Source organism: Labedella phragmitis (assembly GCF_004078635.1).
GTDB classification, from domain to species: domain Bacteria; phylum Actinomycetota; class Actinomycetes; order Actinomycetales; family Microbacteriaceae; genus Labedella; species Labedella phragmitis.
Map to the genome: position 1 here is coordinate 540,200 of NZ_RZNB01000001.1, position 16,759 is coordinate 556,958.

The 16,759-nt window shown below is 69.3% G+C and carries 19 protein-coding genes; 9 read left to right on the top strand and 10 right to left on the bottom strand.

Features of this window, described 5'->3' with window-relative positions; translation table 11 throughout:
• Positions 1-20: 20 nt before the first annotated feature.
• Together sufU and ELQ90_RS02615 are read right to left on the bottom strand one after the other, a co-directional pair.
• Positions 21-464, bottom strand: coding sequence for a Fe-S cluster assembly sulfur transfer protein SufU (sufU, locus tag ELQ90_RS02610; protein WP_128493695.1), 444 nt, complete (start codon positions 462-464; stop codon positions 21-23).
• Positions 464-1,789 (bottom strand): SufS family cysteine desulfurase, encoded by a 1,326-nt coding sequence (locus ELQ90_RS02615; RefSeq protein ID WP_424980791.1) that lies wholly within the window; start codon positions 1,787-1,789, stop codon positions 464-466. Before ELQ90_RS02615 ends, sufU begins: the two co-directional genes overlap by 1 nt.
• A gap of 156 nt (positions 1,790-1,945) precedes the next feature.
• On the opposite strand from ELQ90_RS02615, the gene ELQ90_RS02620 reads away from it, so the two are divergent.
• The 4 genes from ELQ90_RS02620 to ELQ90_RS02635 are packed head-to-tail and all read left to right on the top strand — an operon-like array spanning position 1,946 to position 5,313.
• Positions 1,946-2,908, top strand: coding sequence for a hypothetical protein (locus ELQ90_RS02620; protein ID WP_128493696.1), 963 nt, complete (start codon positions 1,946-1,948; stop codon positions 2,906-2,908).
• Positions 2,909-2,954: 46 nt separating this feature from the next.
• Positions 2,955-4,697, top strand: coding sequence for a hypothetical protein (locus tag ELQ90_RS02625; RefSeq protein ID WP_128493697.1), 1,743 nt, complete (start codon positions 2,955-2,957; stop codon positions 4,695-4,697).
• 38 nt (positions 4,698-4,735) lie between these two features.
• Positions 4,736-4,939: a ribbon-helix-helix protein, CopG family gene (locus tag ELQ90_RS02630; RefSeq protein ID WP_208004211.1), complete on the top strand. Its 204-nt coding sequence runs from the start codon at positions 4,736-4,738 to the stop codon at positions 4,937-4,939.
• Positions 4,936-5,313: a type II toxin-antitoxin system death-on-curing family toxin gene (locus tag ELQ90_RS02635; RefSeq protein WP_128493698.1), complete on the top strand. Its 378-nt coding sequence runs from the start codon at positions 4,936-4,938 to the stop codon at positions 5,311-5,313. Before ELQ90_RS02630 ends, ELQ90_RS02635 begins: the two co-directional genes overlap by 4 nt.
• A gap of 80 nt (positions 5,314-5,393) precedes the next feature.
• Here the strand turns inward: ELQ90_RS02635 and ELQ90_RS02640 are convergent, their stop codons facing one another.
• The 4 genes from ELQ90_RS02640 to ELQ90_RS02655 form a co-directional block, all read right to left on the bottom strand.
• Positions 5,394-5,699: a hypothetical protein gene (locus tag ELQ90_RS02640; protein WP_128493699.1), complete on the bottom strand. Its 306-nt coding sequence runs from the start codon at positions 5,697-5,699 to the stop codon at positions 5,394-5,396.
• Positions 5,696-6,724: a LacI family DNA-binding transcriptional regulator gene (locus ELQ90_RS02645; RefSeq protein WP_128493700.1), complete on the bottom strand. Its 1,029-nt coding sequence runs from the start codon at positions 6,722-6,724 to the stop codon at positions 5,696-5,698. The genes ELQ90_RS02640 and ELQ90_RS02645 overlap by 4 nt, the downstream gene beginning before the upstream one ends.
• A gap of 19 nt (positions 6,725-6,743) precedes the next feature.
• Positions 6,744-8,162 (bottom strand): GH1 family beta-glucosidase, encoded by a 1,419-nt coding sequence (locus ELQ90_RS02650; RefSeq protein ID WP_128493701.1) that lies wholly within the window; start codon positions 8,160-8,162, stop codon positions 6,744-6,746.
• 317 nt (positions 8,163-8,479) lie between these two features.
• Positions 8,480-8,935: a magnetosome magnetite crystal formation protein family gene (locus tag ELQ90_RS02655; RefSeq protein ID WP_128493702.1), complete on the bottom strand. Its 456-nt coding sequence runs from the start codon at positions 8,933-8,935 to the stop codon at positions 8,480-8,482.
• Between the two features lie 96 nt (positions 8,936-9,031).
• On the opposite strand from ELQ90_RS02655, the gene ELQ90_RS02660 reads away from it, so the two are divergent.
• From ELQ90_RS02660 to ELQ90_RS02675, 4 genes are all read left to right on the top strand, one after another.
• Positions 9,032-9,682 carry a MerR family transcriptional regulator gene (locus ELQ90_RS02660; RefSeq protein WP_166408777.1) on the top strand — a complete coding sequence of 217 codons (651 nt, stop codon included), beginning with the start codon at positions 9,032-9,034 and terminating at the stop codon, positions 9,680-9,682.
• Complete coding sequence (locus ELQ90_RS02665) at positions 9,679-10,728, top strand: hypothetical protein (RefSeq protein ID WP_208020547.1); 1,050 nt, start codon at positions 9,679-9,681, stop codon at positions 10,726-10,728. Before ELQ90_RS02660 ends, ELQ90_RS02665 begins: the two co-directional genes overlap by 4 nt.
• A complete protein-coding gene (locus tag ELQ90_RS02670; RefSeq protein WP_128493704.1) occupies positions 10,725-11,105 on the top strand; it encodes a DUF2834 domain-containing protein in 381 nt (126 codons plus the stop codon). The genes ELQ90_RS02665 and ELQ90_RS02670 overlap by 4 nt, the downstream gene beginning before the upstream one ends.
• A gap of 108 nt (positions 11,106-11,213) precedes the next feature.
• A complete protein-coding gene (locus ELQ90_RS02675) occupies positions 11,214-12,104 on the top strand; it encodes an amidase domain-containing protein (protein ID WP_128493705.1) in 891 nt (296 codons plus the stop codon).
• A gap of 70 nt (positions 12,105-12,174) precedes the next feature.
• Here ELQ90_RS02675 and pgm read toward each other — a convergent pair whose 3' ends face one another.
• Positions 12,175-13,791, bottom strand: coding sequence for a phosphoglucomutase (alpha-D-glucose-1,6-bisphosphate-dependent) (gene pgm / locus ELQ90_RS02680; RefSeq protein WP_128493706.1), 1,617 nt, complete (start codon positions 13,789-13,791; stop codon positions 12,175-12,177).
• A gap of 36 nt (positions 13,792-13,827) precedes the next feature.
• Between pgm and ELQ90_RS02685 the strand changes: the two genes are divergently transcribed.
• Entirely contained in the window at positions 13,828-14,736 is a 909-nt protein-coding gene (locus tag ELQ90_RS02685; RefSeq protein ID WP_341810193.1) for a PhzF family phenazine biosynthesis protein, read from the top strand.
• Positions 14,737-14,860: 124 nt separating this feature from the next.
• Here ELQ90_RS02685 and ELQ90_RS02690 read toward each other — a convergent pair whose 3' ends face one another.
• The 3 genes from ELQ90_RS02690 to ELQ90_RS02700 all read right to left on the bottom strand — a co-directional run bounded on the left by ELQ90_RS02690 (position 14,861) and on the right by ELQ90_RS02700 (position 16,694).
• Positions 14,861-15,484, bottom strand: coding sequence for an SGNH/GDSL hydrolase family protein (locus ELQ90_RS02690; RefSeq protein ID WP_208020548.1), 624 nt, complete (start codon positions 15,482-15,484; stop codon positions 14,861-14,863).
• Between the two features lie 123 nt (positions 15,485-15,607).
• A complete protein-coding gene (locus ELQ90_RS02695) occupies positions 15,608-16,048 on the bottom strand; it encodes a hypothetical protein (RefSeq protein WP_128493708.1) in 441 nt (146 codons plus the stop codon).
• A gap of 70 nt (positions 16,049-16,118) precedes the next feature.
• Complete coding sequence (locus tag ELQ90_RS02700; protein ID WP_128493709.1) at positions 16,119-16,694, bottom strand: helix-turn-helix domain-containing protein; 576 nt, start codon at positions 16,692-16,694, stop codon at positions 16,119-16,121.
• Positions 16,695-16,759 lie beyond the last annotated feature (65 nt).

Sequence of the window (16,759 nt, forward strand, 5' to 3'; positions counted from 1 at the left end):
GACGGCGTTCCCCCGCCGCCTCAGGAGGAGAGCGACAGCGTGTCCTCGAACGCGACCCAGCCGAGCATCGCGCACTTCACACGGGCGACGTAGCGCGAGACGCCCTCGAGCGCCGCGGCGTCGCCGAGCGGTTCGTCGTCCTCGACACCCGCACCCTTCGAGCGCATCATCTCGCGGAAGAGCGCGATGCGCTCTCGGGCCTCGTCGCGCGTCAGCCCCGGGACGAGCTCCGAGAGCAACGACGCCGACGCCATCGAGATGGAGCAGCCGGCGCCCTCCCACGAGATCCGCTCGATCGTGTCGTCGTCCGCGAGGTGCAGGCGCAGCGTGATCTCGTCGCCGCACGTGGGATTCAGTTGATGCGACTCCGCGACGCCGCCCTCGGCGAGGCCGAATCCCTTCTTCCGCTTCGAGTGGTCGAGGATGACCTGCTGGTACAGGTTCGCGAGTTCTGGGGAGCCCATCACGCCTCCCCGAAGAAGGAGCGGACGCCCGCGACGCCCTCGAGGAACGCATCGACGTCTGCCGTCGTGTTGTAGAGGTACGTGCTCGCGCGCGTGGAGGCCGTGACACCGAGGCGGCGGTGGAGCGGCTGCGCGCAGTGGTGACCGACGCGAGCGGCGACGCCCCGGTCGTCGAGGTACTGCCCGACATCGTGAGCGTGGACGCCGTCGACGTCGATCGCGGCGAGCCCCGTTCGGCGAGCGGCATCGAGCGGACCGAGCACGCGCACCCCCGGGATGTCCGCGAGCCCGGCGAGGAGGCGTTCGCCGAGCGCACGCTCGTGCGCCGCGATCCGATCCATCCCGACCGCCTGCAGATAGCGGACGGCGTCGGCGAGGGCGATCGCCTGCGAGACGCGCTGCGTTCCCGCCTCGAACCGCTGCGGCGCGGGCAGGTACTCGGATCTCTCCATCGTGACGGTCGTGATCATCGAGCCGCCCGTGAGGAACGGGGGCATCGCGTTCAACAGTCCGCTGCGGCCGTAGAGGACGCCGATGCCGGTGGGCGCGAGCATCTTGTGACCCGAGAAGACGGCGAAGTCGACGTCGAGGGCGGCGAGATCGAGCGGGAGGTGCGGCGCCGACTGGCACGCGTCGAGCACGACGAGCGCCCCGACCGCGTGAGCCATGCGGACGATCTCGTCGACGGGGCTCACGGCCCCCGTGACATTCGAGACATGGGTGAACGCGAGAACGCGCGTGCGCTCGCCGATGACCTCGGACGCGGCCTCCGCCGTGATGACACCCTCGTCGTCGACAGGCACGAAGCGCAGTGTCGCGCCCGTGCGGAACGCGAGTTCCTGCCACGGCACGAGGTTCGAGTGGTGCTCCGCCTCGGTGACGACGATCTCGTCGCCCTCTCCCAGACGGAAGCGCTCGGCAGCCGAGCCACCGCGACCGGCACTCGCGTTCGAGAACGCGTAGGCGACGAGGTTGATGCCCTCGGTCGCGTTCGAGGTCCAGACGATCTCGTCCTCCCGGACGCCGACGAAGGCGGCGACCCTCGCGCGCGCCTCCTCGAACAGTTCGGTGGCTGCGGCCGCGAGCGCGTGGGCGCCACGGTGCACGGCGGCGTTCGTCGTCTCGAGGTAACGGCGCTCCGCGTCGAGCACGACGAACGGCTTCTGCGACGTCGCCCCCGAGTCGAGGTAGACGAGCGGGTGCCCGTTCACGGACTGGTGCAGAGCGGGGAAGTCGCCGCGCAGCCGAAGCGCCTCCTCATCGCCGAGCGTGTCGGTGCGAGGGGCTCCGGTCGTAGGGGTCTCGGAGAGGTCGTGGATCGTCACCCCTCCATTGTCCGTCGGATCTGACGTCGAGGTGCCGTGTGACGGGAAGACGCGAGCGACCGAGGCGCCCCGGGGGAAGGGCCCGAGGGGCTCTCGCTAGGCTCGATGGATGACACGCAGCGGTGAGGACGATCGACGGACGACCGGGGACGACCGATGAGGGTCACGGCTTTCGCCGTCTCCTCCCTGCTCGGAACGGCGATGGTCGTCGCGACGGTGTTCGCGCTCGGCGACGAGGCGCGACCCCCGGCGAGTGCCCTCGTGCTCGTGTCCGTCGTCGTGGTGTGGGCGGTCGGGCTGTTCTCCGGGATCGTCATCGCGGGAGACTGGTGGGACCCGGCGACGCCGGACGGCAGCCGTGATCATCGGCGCTTCCTCGTCGTGGCGATCGTCGTGGCCGTGCTCGCGGCGGGGTTGCTCGGCGCGCAGGTCGCGACGGATGCCGTCTCCGTCGGTGCCGCTTCTGGGTCGGCCGTCGCCGGCCTCGGATACATCGCGCTCAACCTCGCCGTCGCCACCTGGGTCCGACGGCGAGAGGAGATCGCGAGGACGCGCGGGATCGATGAGCCGGAACACGGTTGGATCCAGGTCCTCACGCGTCATCGCGCGGACAACGTCGCGCTCTGGTTCGCGATCGTCCTCGTCGTGGGAGTGGGCGTGGCCGTCCTCGTGGACGAGCTGCTGCTCCTCGACGCGCAACGTGTGCTGTTCCCCGTGAGCATCGCCGTGAGCCTCGCGGCGCTCGTCGCGACCATCATGTGCTCGACGATCGCCATGAACCTCTACGGCCCCACGCGCGACCTGCTCGGGAGCGACCGTGAGCGAAATCGACGGATCCGGCGAGTCGTGCTCGGCGGTCGTGACATCGAGTTGTCGGAGGAGGAGAGCGAACTCGCGACCGCTTATGCGCCGCTCGCCGCCGAGGCCACCGCGTGGAACCTCGCGCAGAACGTCTTCCTCTTCACCGCCCTCCTGACGCAGAACATCCCGCGCCTCGCGGAGCCGGTGCCGCTCGGGCTGTCGATCGTCCTCGTGGCGGCGGTCGCGATCGCGATTCCTTTCTCGCTGCGTCAGGTGGAGCGGGCGCGACGCTACGCCGCGACCCCGGCCGCAGCCTGAGCCGGCGACCGGACGAGGGGTCGGTCGCATCGGTTAGCCTGAATCGATGCCCTCCAGCGTCACCTCTCGGTTCCTTCTCGCCTCCATCGCCTCTCTCGGTGTGGCCGCGCTCGTCGGTTGCACCACGACCGACGCCTCGGAGGAGGCCGTCACCGAGGTCGTGACGACGCAGCCGACGCAGGGTGCGACGGTCATCGCGGACGCCGATCCCGCTGCCCGGGCCATCGAGGCGAGCAGACTCCTCTTCGAATCCGCGCCGACCGTTCTCGTCGCCCCGGCAGCCGATGAGACCGCGACGTTCCTCTCGGCCCAGGTCGCTGTCACCCTGGGCGTCCCCCTCCTGCTCGAGACCGCCGCCACGATGGACGCCCCGGACGACGGAGGCGCCCAGGGGGCCGCCCCGACACCGGACGCGTCGGCGACCGACGCACAGACGCCGTCGTCGGCGTCGACGGCGGACGCGCCGACGCCCTCCCACGAGGCCGTCGCCGAGGAGATCGATCGACTCGGCGCGAGTACCGTCATCGCGGTCGGGAACCTCGGCGGCGGGCCTTTTCCCGGTCTCGATGTCGTCGCGACCGACGCCGACCCGGCCGCTCTCGGAAAGGCCACGGGCGTCGAGGTCGCGACAGGCCCTGACGCGCTCTCGATCGCCGGCATCGCGGGATTGCCGGATCCGGCGTCGGACCCCTCGGCGGCGTCGGCGCCGGCCTCGGCAGCACCCCTCGACCCCCGTCCCCAGCCCGCGGCGCCCCTCGAGTCGACCGTGGCGCTCACGACCGACGCGCCCGCCGACGCCGCCGCGCTCGCCACGGCTCGTGCCGCCGGCGTCCCCGTGGTCGTACTTCCCGCGGCGTCGCCGGATCCTCTCCGCTCGTCCGACGCGATCGCCGCGCTGGCCGCGGCCGGTGCCGCGTCGACCATCCTGCTCGGGGAGGCCTTCTCCACACTTCCCGACCCCGCCTGGTCGGTGCGCGCGGCGGCGACGGGCGTGGAGCTGCCGGGTGGCGGTCAGCACCTCTTCGCCGACCGGCTGTTCGTCGCCCTCTACGGAGCCCCCGACGCCCCCGTGCTCGGAGTGCTCGGTGAGCAGGGCGTCGACGAGACCATCGATCGGGCGAGGAAGGTGGCCGCTCCCTACGAGGCGCTCACCGATCGAACGGTCGTGCCGACGCTCGAGATCATCGCCACGGTCGCGGCGGGAGCGGAGGGCGACGACGGCAACTACTCGAACGAGCTGCCGGCCGATCGGCTCACCCCCTACATCGACGCGGCCGCCGAGGCGGGCGTGTACGTCGTCATCGACCTGCAGCCCGGCCGCACCGACTTCCTCACGCAGGCGAAGCTCTACGAGAGCCTGCTCGCGCGCCCGAACGTCGGGCTCGCGCTCGACCCCGAGTGGCGCTTGGAGCCGGACGAGAAGCACCTCACGCAGATCGGTTCGGTCACGGCCGAGGAGATCAACGCCGTCTCCCGATGGCTCGCGGACCTCGTCGAGCGCGACGGACTACCGCCGAAGATGCTCGTGCTGCACCAGTTCCGACTCGACATGATCCAGAATCGTCAGGACGTCGACATGTCCCACCCCCAGCTCGAACTGCTGATCCACGTTGACGGTCAGGGCGGCCAGCCGGACAAGCAGGCCACGTGGCGGGCGCTGCACGACGGCGCGCCCGCCGGGATGGCATGGGGCTGGAAGAACTTCTACGACGAAGACCTGCCGATGCTGTCGCCGGAGCAGACCCTGCGCGACGTCGCCCCGGAGCCCGACCTCGTCACGTACCAGTAGACCCACCGTCGTGGTGTCAGGACTGATACCATTAGTGGATGGCGATGACTTTGAGGCTCACTGACGCCGAGACGGACGCGCTACGCCGACGCGCGGAGTTCGAATCCCGCTCGATGCAGGACGTCGCCCGGGAGGCGGTTCGTGAGTACGTCGAGAGGCACAGCCACGACGACCTCATCGACCGGGTGCTCGACGAGGAACTGCCTCGCTACGCCGAGGCGCTCGAGCGCCTCGCCCAGTGATCTATCTCACGCTCCGCGACCTCGAGCGCATCGCGCGACGTGCGATCGGACCCGACGTCAGGGTCCGGGACGCCGGTCTCCTCGAGGCGGCATGTGCGCGGGCTCGGACGACGGTCCTCGGTGCCGACGCCTATCCCTCGCTCGCCGAGAAGTCGGCCGCTCTCGTGCATTCGCTCGCGAAGAACCATCCACTTCTGGACGGCAACAAGCGACTCACTCTCGCCGGTCTCATCGTCTTCCTGGGCGTGAACGGTCGACGACTGGTGTGGTCGAACGACGAGGCGTATGACTTCATCATGGACGTCGCCGAGGGGCGCCTCGATGACGTCGTCGTGATCGCCGAGCGCATCGAGGCGGGCAGCGACGCACGCTGATCACTCTCCACCTCGGGAGGGATGCTGTACTCGCAACTCCTCCCGAGAGTCGGCCTGCCAGGATCGCACGCGCGTCCCGCTCAGAACGGAAGCGGGCCGGTGGGCACACCTCTCTGCGCCCGCGACCACGTCAGGGCCACGAGGAAGATCGCGACCGCGAGGGCGAGGAGCGCTGTCAGGAACGCCGAGCCCCAGAACGGGAACGTCTGGCCGCGCTCGAATTGCTCCTTCGTCATGACCACCTCGGTGCCCGCGGGTAAGACCGAGTAGTCAGCCGCGAGGGTGGCATCGAGCATCAGAGGCAGCGCGATCGTCCCCAGAATGACGACGAGCAGCACGAGTGCGCCGACGACCATGAGTCCCATGGCACGCTGCCGCCTGGTCACGCCGAGTCCCTGATCACGAGCTCGGTCTGCACGATGTTCTCGTGAGGAACATCGGCGTCGCCCGCGAGCAGGCGAAGGAGCACGTCGACGGCGGTCGCCCCCATGAGCTCCGACGGCTGCCGGACCGTCGTCAATCCGATCTCGCCCCACGTCGCCGCCGGGCTGTCGTCGTAGCCGACGATCGCGACATCGCCGGGGACGTCGACCCCGCGGCTCGCGAGCGCCGTCAGGGCGCCAGACGCCATGAGGTCGGACGCCGAGAAGACGGCGTCGAGGTCGGAATGGCGGGAGAGCAACGTCCGCATCGCCTCCGCGCCGCCCGACGCCGTGAAGTTCGCGTGCACGACGGCGTCGTCCGGCAGGCCGGCCTCGCGCAGTGCACGACGGAATCCGGCGAGGCGGTCGAGAGCCGCCGGCATGTCCTCGGGCCCCGCGATCGTCGCGATGCGCGTGCGCCCACTCTCGATGAGGTGTCGCGTCGCGAGGTGCCCACCTGCCTCGTTGTCGACGTCCACGAAGACCGGCTCGGCGGAGAGGGCCACGTCCGGACGCCCGCCGTAGACGATGGGGACGGATCCCTCGAGCTGCCGCAGGAAGTCGTGGCCGCGGTGGTGCGACACGACGATCGCGCCGTCGACGTTGCCGCCGCGCACGTAACGGACGGCCTTCCGGCCCGGATCATCACGCGCGACGACGAGGTTGAGCACGTACTCGGTGTCGGCGAGCCGCCGGTCGAGGCCACCCGTGAAGCTCGCGAAGTACGGGTCGCCGAAGAACCGGGACACGTCTTCCGGCACGAGGAGGGCGATCGAGTGGGTGCGGCTCGACGCGAGGGACCGTGCCGCGCGATTCGGAACGTACCCGAGGTCGGCGATCGCCTTCTGCACGGCCTCGACGACCGCACCGCGGACGCTCGGCGACCCATTGACCACGCGGCTCACGGTGGCACGGGACACGCCGGCGGCCTCCGCGACGGCTTCGAGCGTCGGCGCGTGTCGCTCGGGGTGGCCCGTCACGGTCGGCATCGTCGGTCCGCCGCGTCCGCTACGCCTGCGCCGGCAGGGACCGTGCCGCGATGATCTCGCGATACGCGAGCCCTGAGTCCTTCACGGTGCGCTCCTGAGTGTCGTAGTCCACGCGCACGATGCCGAAACGCTTGTGGTAGCCCCAGGCCCACTCGTAGTTGTCGAGCAGCGACCAGTAGAAGTAGCCGCGCACATCGACGCCGTCGTCGATCGTGTCGAGGATCGCGTCGAGGTGTCCGGCGAGGAACCGCGTGCGGCCTTCGTCGTGCACGGCGCCGTCGACGAGTTCGTCGTCGAACGCCGCGCCGTTCTCCGTGACCCAGATCGCCGTGCCGGCCGGGCCGGTGTACTCGCGGTCGACGTGCACCAGCAGGTCGCGCAGGAGCCAGGGCTCGATCTCCCAGCCCATCGACGTGGTCTCGAGGTCCTGCGGGTGCCAGTGCACGTTCTCCGCGGCGGGGAAGGGCGAGCGGGTGGGGCGCTCGGTCGGCGCCTGGCCACCCGTCTCGACCTCGACGGGCGTCGAGGTCACGTGCTCGCCGTGGTAGTAGTTCACACCGAGGGCGTCGATGGGGGTGGAGATGATCTCGAGGTCGCCCTCCTTCACGTAGGACTCGAAGTTGTTGCCGGCGACGTCGGCGACGACGTCCTGCGGGTACACCCCGTGGAAGATCGGCTCGAGGAAGAAGCGGTTGAACTGGCCGTCGATGCGGCGAGCGGCGTCGAGGTCGCCCTCGTTCGTCGGGTCGACGGGCTTCGCGACCGTGAGGTTGAGCGTGATCCCGATCTCGAGCGACGGGTCGGCGGCGCGGAGGGATTGCACCGCGAGGCCGTGGCCGAGCAGGAGGTGGTGGGCGGCGGCGAGGCCGTCCTCGACGGACTGACGGCCGGGGGCGTGCGCGCCCGCGGTGTAGGAGAGGAACGACGAGCACCACGGCTCGTTGAGGGTCGTCCACACGCCGACGCGGTCGCCGAGGGCCTCGTGCACGGTCATCGCGTAGTCGCGGAACAGCTCGGACGTGTCGCGGTTGGTCCAGCCGCCGCGCTCCTCGAGCGCTTGCGGGAGATCCCAGTGGTAGAGCGTGAGCCAGGGCTTGATGCCGGCGCCGAGCAGTTCGTCGACGAGCCGCGAGTAGAAGTCGAGTCCCTTCGCGTTCGCGGGGCCGCCGTCGGGGCGGACGCGGGACCACGAGGTCGAGAAGCGGTAGGTCTGGAGCCCCAGGTCCTTCATGAGCGCGACATCGTCACGGTACCGGTGGTAGTGGTCGGTCGCCACGTCGCCGTTGTGCCCGTCGATGACCGCGCCGGGAACGCGGCTGAAGGCATCCCAGATCGAGTCGGTGCGACCGTCCTCGTGGGCGGCGCCCTCGATCTGGTACGCCGCGGTCGCTGCACCGAAGAGGAAGTGGTCGGGGAAACGGCGGGCGTCGTCGCTCATGGGTGCTCCAGCGGATCGAGGGTCTTCGCAGAAGCCTACCGTGGGAGAGAGCGCTCTCAGGAGGCTCTCGCTGGGTCATGCGCTGTCGTGCATCGTGACGTGGTGGCCGTCGGGGTCGCCGAAGGTGAACGTGCGTCAGAACGGGCCGTTCAACGCCTCGAGGCGACGACGGCCGCGGTTCCTTCGATCGAGGTCCGACGGCTCGGAGGGATGTCGTCTCCGCCGATCAGGTCGAGGCGCGTCGCATCCTCCGTGGCATGGTCGACCGGCTGCGGTCCGACGGCTGAGGGGCGGCTCGCATCCCGGAGACCTCGGCTCTAGTCGGAGATGAATCGGATCACGAAGGGGACTCGGAAGACCCTTCCCTTCGAGGCGATCACGGTGCCCGTGATCGTCACGATCACGTGGACGACCGTCATGAGGCACCAGAGCGCCAGCGGGATGAGGGGGAAGAGCGTGGTCTCGCCCGACGCCGTCGTCGTACCCCCGTTGGTGAGGATCGCAGCGAAGAGGGTGGCGATCCCGAAGAAGACGACCGTGAGTACCGAGTAGGTCAGCCCCCAGTTCGCCGCATTCCGAGCGTTCGCATGAGCGATCGGCCCGCGCTTCTTATGGATGGGGTAGACGCCGGCCATGATGAGCCCCGTCATGATCTGGGCGACGACCGGGATGGGGGCGTACGCGAGGAAGCCCAGCGCCCACGCCGCTGCGCCCTTCTGGCCGGCCGGCGGCACCGGGTACGGCTGGCGGGGCGGATCGATGGGCGTCGACATAGCGGCTGTCCTTCGGGTCGATCAAGCGGTGAGCTCGATTCTACGGATCGGACCTGCGGCTAGACAGCGCGGCTATCCGATAGCTACGCTATCCACGTGCGCATCTCCGAATTGAGTCGAACGACGGGCGTCAGCATCGCCTCCATCAAGTACTACATCCGCGAAGGCGTCCTCGCGCCGGGAGAGGTCGACGGGCCGAACCGCTCGACGTACGGCGACGCGCACGCCGCCCGCCTCCGGCTCGTCCGGGGACTCGTCGAGGGGGCCGGAGTGAGCATCGCCGGCGTCAAGCGGATCACCGCAGCCCTCGACGGCGGCATGCCGCTCAACGACGCGTTCGGAGTGGCGCAAGCGGCCGTGCCCCTCGCGGGAGCAACGACCTCCGAGGAGCCCTCGGAGGAGGCGGTCGAGCGCATTCTCGCCGTCGTGGAGGGCATCGGTCGGTTCCACCCGGCGATCCCGATCGCCGCTCGAGCACTCGACACGTTCGCCGTCGTGGGGGAACCTCTCAGCGAGAAGTGGCTCGCGCGCTACGCCGAAGCGGCAGCCATCGTCGCGCGAGCGGACTTCGACGAGCTCGAGGAACGATCGGATCCCGCCGCTCAAGCCCGCATCGCCGCCGTGGGCACAGCTCTCGGTGACGTGGTCTTCCAGTCGCTGCGCCGTATCGCGCACGCGACCGAGGGGGAGCGCCGTTTCCCCTCGCCACCCGCATCGCCGTCGTCAGACCAGGAGACCTCGTCATGATCAGCACCCCACCGCCCACCCGCCCCCCGACGATGCCCCGCCCGGCGGGCCGCCTGCACCGTCCGCTCCTCGTGCTCGCGATCCTGTCCGCCGTGGGCGTCGCCGTCTGCATCGTTGCGCTGCTCCTCGATCCGCGCGAGATCCTCGGACAGCCCGCTTGGGCGAAGCCGCTCAAGTTCTCGGTCTCGCTCTCCGTCTACTCCGTGACGCTCGCGTGGATGATCGGACTCGCGACACGTCGCCGTCGGCTCCTCTCCGTGCTCGGGAGTGTGGTCGTCGTCGCCCTCGTGCTCGAGATGATCGTCATCGTGGGGGCCGTCGTCACGAACACGACGAGCCACTTCAACGTCTCGTCGCCCGTCGCCGCCCTCGTGTGGACGCTCATGGCGGTGTCGATCGTCGTCGTGTGGCTCGTGACCGTCGTGGTCGCCGTGGTGCTCTTCCGATCGCCCCTCGGCGACCGGGCACGAGCCCTCGCGATCCGGTCCGGCCTCGTGATCGGCCTCGTCGGCATGGCGCTCGCGTTCCTCATGACCGGTCCGACCGCTGCGCAGCTGAACGACTACCGGGGGATCGCGGGAGCGCATGCCGTCGGCGTGGCAGACGGCGGGGCCGGATTGCCCCTGCTGGGGTGGAGCACCGAGGGAGGCGATCTGCGTATCCCGCACTTCGTCGGGATGCACGCCCTGCAGGTGCTCCCGCTCCTCGTGATCGCGCTCGAGCTGCTCGCGCGGCGCGTGGCCATGCTGCGGAGCGAGACCGTGCGGTACCGCCTCGTCCTCGTCGGAGCTGTGGGCTTCGCGGGAACGGTCGGCCTCGTGCTCTGGCAGGCGCTGCGCGGCCAGTCGATCGTCGCACCCGACGCGGCGACGGTCACCGCGGGGGCGGCGCTCGTGGTCGTGGTCGTCGCCGGAGCGGTCGTCGCGATCGTTCGGGGAGGTGTCGATGGTCGCTCGACCACCGCTCCGGAGCGCGCAGTGCCCGCTTCCGCGGCTGCGAGCGGTGGCGCTACCGCCGCCCCGACGGCATCGGAGGAGGGACGATGAGCGCCCGGACATCACCGGCTGCGGCCGCGGCATCCACGCGACGCTGGACGCCGCGAGCAGTTCTCTACCTCGTCCTCGCGGGGGTGGGGTTCGTCGGGACGTGGACGTACAACGTCATCGCGATCCTCGAGAGCCGCGATTATCTCGGTGACTGGTTCGGGAGCGGTCCATCGGTGTCATCGCTCACGACGGATCTGCTCGTCGTCGCGGTGGCAGCGGTCGTCTTCATGATCGTCGAAGGGCGTCGGCTCCGGATGCGCCGCGTCTGGCTCTATCTGCTGGCGATTCCGTTCGTCGCGCTCGCGTTCGCGCTCCCCCTCTTCCTGGCCTTCCGGGAGCGTGCCCTTCACGGCGACGTGGGCGATGCGACGGCGTGAGACGGCCGAGGGGGTCGGCGCGTTCCACACGAACGGGACGGCGTCCGGCAGCTCATCGGCCGATCCCCGTACCATGGAGTGACCCCCGCACCACAAGGAAGCATCGTCGTGACAGCATCTGCGCCCTCCGTCCGTCGTCGAGCGACCGCTCTTCTGGCGGGCGCCGTCGTCGCCGCCACGTGCCTGCTGAGCGGATGCGCCGGCGACCCGGCGGCGGCAGCGGCTGTCCCGTCGTTCGATCCCGTCGACATGTCGGTGAGCGTCGTCGGCGACGTCGACGCCCCCGAGGGGCCCGTCAGCGGTGGCGGCGAGATCGCGATCACGGGACTCGGCCTCGAGGGCGTCACCCGGGTGCTCGTCGGGGGAGCGCCGGCGTCGTCCCTCACTGTCGTCGACGACACGCGCGTCACGGCGGCCGTGCCGCGCTCGTCCGACTTCCAGCCGAAGACCGTCGAGATCCAGGTGTTCGCGGGCGAGGAGCAGCTCCCGTCGCTGTGGCAGAACACGTACACCTACGCCACTCTCACGCCCGTCGACAAGCAGCTCGGCTATGCGCTCACGCACTGGCAGGACTACAACCCCGAGTTCGGCGACTACAACCCGAGCGGCGGTGACTGCGCCAACTTCGTCTCGCAGACCCTCCTCGCGCGCGGGTGGAAGATGAACGACACCTGGTCGAACCGCAACGCGCAGGGCACGAAGACGTGGGTCTACGCGCCCTCGCTCGAGGACTGGCTCGCGAGCGACTCGGGACCGAACCTCACGCGACTCGACGACTCCCAGCGCGACCAGCTGAAGCTCGGCGACATCGCCTTCTTCGACTGGAACGGCAACGGGAATCCCGACCACGTCATGATCGTCTCCGACATCGTGCAGGGAGAGAACGGACTCCAGATCAAGGTCGCCGGGCACAACGAGAACCGCGACTTCCGCGACATCGACGAGGCGATCACGATCGACCACCCGAATTCGACGGTCTGGTACTACCAGGTCCCCTAACCCCCGGGGCATCAATTTGGCGATGGTGCGCGTAACTACGTGCACCATCGCCAAATTGATGGGGGAGGGGTCAGGCGATCGCGGCGTCGACGATCTGCTTGGCCTCGGCCTGCACCTGACGGAGGTGCTCGGCGCCCTTGAACGACTCCGCGTAGATCTTGTAGACGTCCTCGGTACCGGAGGGGCGGGCGGCGAACCAGGCGTTCTCCGTCACGACCTTGAGGCCGCCGACCGCTGCGCCGTTGCCGGGAGCGGCGGAGAGCTTCGCGATGATGGGTTCGCCGGCCAGTTCCGTCGCGGTGATCGCGTCGCCGTCGAGCTTGCCGAGCTTGGCCTTCTGCTCCTTCGACGCGGCGGCGTCGACGCGCTCATAGGCGGGCGAGCCGAAGCGCTCCGTGAGCTCCGCGTACAGCTGCGACGGAGTCTTGCCGGTCTTGGCCGTGATCTCCGAGGCCAGCAGGCACAGCAGGATGCCGTCCTTGTCGGTCGTCCACGCCGTTCCGTCGAAGCGGAGGAAGCTCGCTCCAGCGCTCTCCTCGCCACCGAAGCCGACGGACCCGTCGATGAGGCCGGGGACGAACCACTTGAAGCCGACGGGGACCTCCCAGAGCCGACGTCCGAGCGACTCGGCGACCCGGTCGATCATGCTCGACGACACGAGGGTCTTGCCGATCGCCGCGTCGTCCTTCCACCCGGGGCGGTTGGCGTAGAGGTATTCGATCGCGACGGCGAGGTAGTGGTTCGGGTTCATGAGGCCGCCGTCGGGGGTGACGATGCCATGCCGGTCGGCATCCGCGTCGTTGCCCGTGAGGATGTCGTACTCCGACCGGTGCTCGAGCACCGACGCCATCGCGTTCGCGGAGGACGGGTCCATGCGGATCTTGCCGTCCCAGTCGAGCGTCATGAAGCGCCAGGTCGGGTCGACGTCGGGGTTCACGACGGTGAGATCGAGACCGTATGTGTCCGCGATGGCCTGCCAGTAGTGCACGCTCGCGCCGCCGAGGGGGTCGGCGCCGATGTGGAGACCGGCCTGCTTGATGACGTCGAAATCGATGATGTTCGCGAGATCGTCGACGTAGGCCTTCCGGAAGTCGTAGGTCTCCACAGCGGACGGCTCGGCGAGCTTCACGTCGCGCAGCCCGTCGGCGATGAGCTCGTTCGCGCGGTTCGCAATCCACGACGTCGCGTCCGAGTCGGCCGGGCCGCCGTGCGGCGGGTTGTACTTGAAGCCGCCGTCGGCGGGAGGGTTGTGGCTCGGCGTCACGACGATGCCGTCGGCCTCGTCGTCGTTGCCCGCGTTGTTGTAGGTGATGATGGCGAGGCTGAGAGCCGGGGTGGGAACGAAGTCGTCGTACTGGTCGGTGAGGACGCGCACGTCGTTGCCGACGAGGACCTCGAGGGCCGTCGTGAGCGCTGGGCGGCTGAGGGCGTGCGTGTCCGCGCCGATGAAGAGCGGCCCCGTGATGCCCTGCGCTGCGCGATACTCCACGATCGCCTGCGTCGTCGCCGCGATGTGGTCCTCGTTGAAGGACGTGGAGAGGGAAGAGCCGCGGTGCCCGCTCGTGCCGAAGACCACGCGCTGCTCGGGCACGGAGACGTCGGGTTTGAGGGCGTAGTAGGCCTCGTGGAGAGCGTCGAGGTCGACGAGGTCTGATTCGGTCGCGGGTGTTCCGGCACGGTCGGTCATGGGGTCATTCTGGCAGGGCGGAGCGCGGAGCAACCAGTGCTTGCCCTCGACGCTCGTGAGGGCCACTCGTTCCAGATCGGCGTCGTGCGCCGGTGCACCGTGCTCCGACTCTCCGCTTTCGCGGCCGATCCCACGGGCGGCAATCCTGCCGGAGTCGTGCTCGACGCCGAATCGCTCGGTGACGCCGACATGCAGGCAATCGCCGCCGAGGTCGGTTACGCGGAGACGGCGTTCGTGATCGGATCGGGCGTGTCGAGCGAGGGGAGCAGGCACCGCATCCGGTACTTCTCGCCGATCGCCGAGGTCCCCTTCTGCGGACACGCGACCGTCGCGACGGCCGTCGCTCTCGCCGAACGCGACGGGACGGGCGCGATCGCTTTCGACACCCCTGTCGGCGAGGTGCTCATCGAGACGCGGGAGCGGGACGGCGCCGTCTGGGCGTCCTTCACGAGCGTGGCTCCGTGGGTCGGGCCCATCGAGGTGGACGTGCTCGACAGGTTGCTGCGGCTCCTCGGAGTCGACCGGTCGGACCTGCGATCGGACCTGCCGCCGCGCGTCGCGTTCGCCGGTAACCGCCATCCGGTCCTGGTGTTCGCGGACGCCGCGACCTTCGACGGTTTCGTCTTCGACCCGACCTCGGTGCGGGAGCTGATGGACGAGCAGGGGTGGTCGGGAACCGTCACGACCGCCGTCGAGCTCGAGCGCGGAACGTTCGAGACGCGCAACCTCTTCCCCGTCGGGGCCATCACTGAGGATCCCGCCACGGGGTCGGCGGCCGCGGCGCTCGGCGCCTACGTCCGCGAATTCGGCGCGATCGAGGTTCCCGGTCGGCTCGTCGTGCACCAGGGCCGGCACGTCGCGCGAGCGAGTGTGCTGCTCGTCGACGTCCCCGTCGACGGCGGACTCGTCGTCACGGGTTCGGCTTCGACGATCCCCTCGGACTGAAACCCCGCACCGTTCGCGAGCATCTCGCACCTCGCGACTTCCACCGCCGCCCGCTGACCCGCCTGAATATCCCTTCCGTGCCCGAAATCGCGTGCCCAAAGGGGATATTCAGGGGGGAGAGGGGTCAGAGGGGTGGGCTGAAGGCGGCGAGGGCCGCGTCCATCTCCTCGGCCATGTGGGCGTAGCCCGTGTCGTTCGGGTGGAGGCCGTCGGAGGCCATCCAGGTGTCCGCCGAACCCGCATAGTGACCGTCGAGCCAGCGGCTCGCGCCGGGGACGTAGTCGGCACCGATCTCCTCGGCGGCCGCCTCGACCCACCCGATGATCGTCTCCACGGACTCCGGCCGATCGTCGGTGTACCAGAACGGCTCGACGACGACGAAGCGCGCGTCGGGAATGGCGTCGTGCAGGCGGGTGAGATCCGCCGTGATCTGCTCCCGGATGCGATCGGCCCGAGACGAGTAACTGAAGTTGTCGTTGAGCCCCATCGTGACGAAGACGATGTCGGGATCCGCGCCGATGACGATGTCGGGCAGGTCGCCGCTGCCCTCCCCGTACGTGCTGCGGTTGTTGACGAATCCGAGCCCGTTGACGCTCGGGTTGACCTCGCGCCAGCCGCGCTCCGCGCTCACGATGCTCGACCAGCGCTTCGACGGAGCGCTCGCGCCGGTGCCGAGCGTGTACGAGTCGCCGTAGAACGCGACGACAGGGCCGTCGCCCTCCGGGACCTCGGCGGCGTCGACCCGCACGCCACGAGCGACCCTCCGAGCGCGAGAGCGCCGACGGCCGCGATGGCGCGGCGGAATCGGGACGGTGGGCGCATACCTGATCGTGCCATGCGCTCCGTTCGGAACGCGCGCTCGTGGCGGATGTCAGGTCCCCAGGACGTCCTCTGCGAAGAGGAGATACGAGTCCTCGCCGTCCTGGAGATGAACGGAATCGGCACCGTACACGGTGTAGGCGATCTGGACGAGCCGCGCGGGAGAGGTGATCCCGAGATGTCGCGCGAGGATGCGCAGATCGTCGATGTCCTGAGGAGCGCCTCGTGCCATCTTCATTGCGATGAGTTCTTCCGGCTCAGCCGCATAGACGTGGAAGGAATCGTCCGCCGATTCCGCGAGGCCACGCGCCATGAACGGTCGTGCAGCCGAGTTCAACCAGTCGGGCCGAAGCGCATAGTCCTGCGCCATCGCATCGGCGACGATGAGGACGTCCGAGACAGGTTCGAACAGGGCATCGACGTCTGCTGTCGGCCGGACCTCGTCGTCGTCGGGGTAGAGCTTCGCGAGGGCGGCGCCGCCGACGATCTTCATTGAGCCGACAACACCCCGATTGCGCAAACGACTCTCGAGATCGGACATCAGTCGATTGAGCAGATCGCGATCATGCACGAGAGAGGCTACGTTCGTCGATCAGGACGCCGACGCGTCGCAGATAGTTCGGTGTGGACTCGTCGGCTCGTCGCTGGAGTGAGGGCTGGGGGAAGAGGTAAGTGGGCTCAGCCAATGCCCTCGGTCGCGCCCACGCCGGCGCTTCCGCTCCGAGTGCGTGCGCATACAGAGCGGCGAAGAACGTATCCCAGAGTTTCGACGGCAGTCGCGGAGGACGCTCGGTCAGCTGCTCGCGAGAGAACGCCGTCTGATTCGACCGGAGCTGTCGAACGCCGTCCGTGACAAGGCGGAAGGCGACGCCTTCTCTTCCCGCCTCGAGTTCGCGAGCGACGGCTCGCGCCACCGCCGCCGGTGTCACCCGCTCGGTCCAGAGCAGGTCCCGAGTCGTGAGGACCGGTGCGGCGTCGAGGGCGTCGAGCGCACGTCGCAGGGTGTGGAGCTTGATGGTCTCGGAACGCTCCGACTCTTCCATCTGCGAAATGGCACCGGCAGTCACGCCGAGGCGCTTCGCCAGATCACGAGCGCGCACGCCCTTCTGTTCGCGAGTCGTCCTGATCAGGTCTGACATACTGGGCAGTCTACGCTAATTTAGCTTTAGCTAAATTCTTGACTCATGCGCTCGCGTCGGAACGC

What these genes read in the sequence shown, in the direction of transcription:
- sufU (WP_128493695.1), bottom strand. Translation starts at nt 464, where the DNA reads ATGGGCTCCCCAGAACTCGCGAACCTGTACCAGCAGGTCATCCTCGAC.
- ELQ90_RS02620 (WP_128493696.1), top strand. Translation starts at nt 1,946, where the DNA reads ATGAGGGTCACGGCTTTCGCCGTCTCCTCCCTGCTCGGAACGGCGATG.
- ELQ90_RS02625 (WP_128493697.1), top strand. Translation starts at nt 2,955, where the DNA reads ATGCCCTCCAGCGTCACCTCTCGGTTCCTTCTCGCCTCCATCGCCTCT.
- ELQ90_RS02630 (WP_208004211.1), top strand. Translation starts at nt 4,736, where the DNA reads ATGGCGATGACTTTGAGGCTCACTGACGCCGAGACGGACGCGCTACGC.
- ELQ90_RS02645 (WP_128493700.1), bottom strand. Translation starts at nt 6,724, where the DNA reads ATGCCGACCGTGACGGGCCACCCCGAGCGACACGCGCCGACGCTCGAA.
- ELQ90_RS02650 (WP_128493701.1), bottom strand. Translation starts at nt 8,162, where the DNA reads ATGAGCGACGACGCCCGCCGTTTCCCCGACCACTTCCTCTTCGGTGCA.
- ELQ90_RS02655 (WP_128493702.1), bottom strand. Translation starts at nt 8,935, where the DNA reads ATGTCGACGCCCATCGATCCGCCCCGCCAGCCGTACCCGGTGCCGCCG.
- ELQ90_RS02665 (WP_208020547.1), top strand. Translation starts at nt 9,679, where the DNA reads ATGATCAGCACCCCACCGCCCACCCGCCCCCCGACGATGCCCCGCCCG.
- ELQ90_RS02670 (WP_128493704.1), top strand. Translation starts at nt 10,725, where the DNA reads ATGAGCGCCCGGACATCACCGGCTGCGGCCGCGGCATCCACGCGACGC.
- pgm (WP_128493706.1), bottom strand. Translation starts at nt 13,791, where the DNA reads ATGACCGACCGTGCCGGAACACCCGCGACCGAATCAGACCTCGTCGAC.
- ELQ90_RS02695 (WP_128493708.1), bottom strand. Translation starts at nt 16,048, where the DNA reads ATGAAGATCGTCGGCGGCGCCGCCCTCGCGAAGCTCTACCCCGACGAC.
- ELQ90_RS02700 (WP_128493709.1), bottom strand. Translation starts at nt 16,694, where the DNA reads ATGTCAGACCTGATCAGGACGACTCGCGAACAGAAGGGCGTGCGCGCT.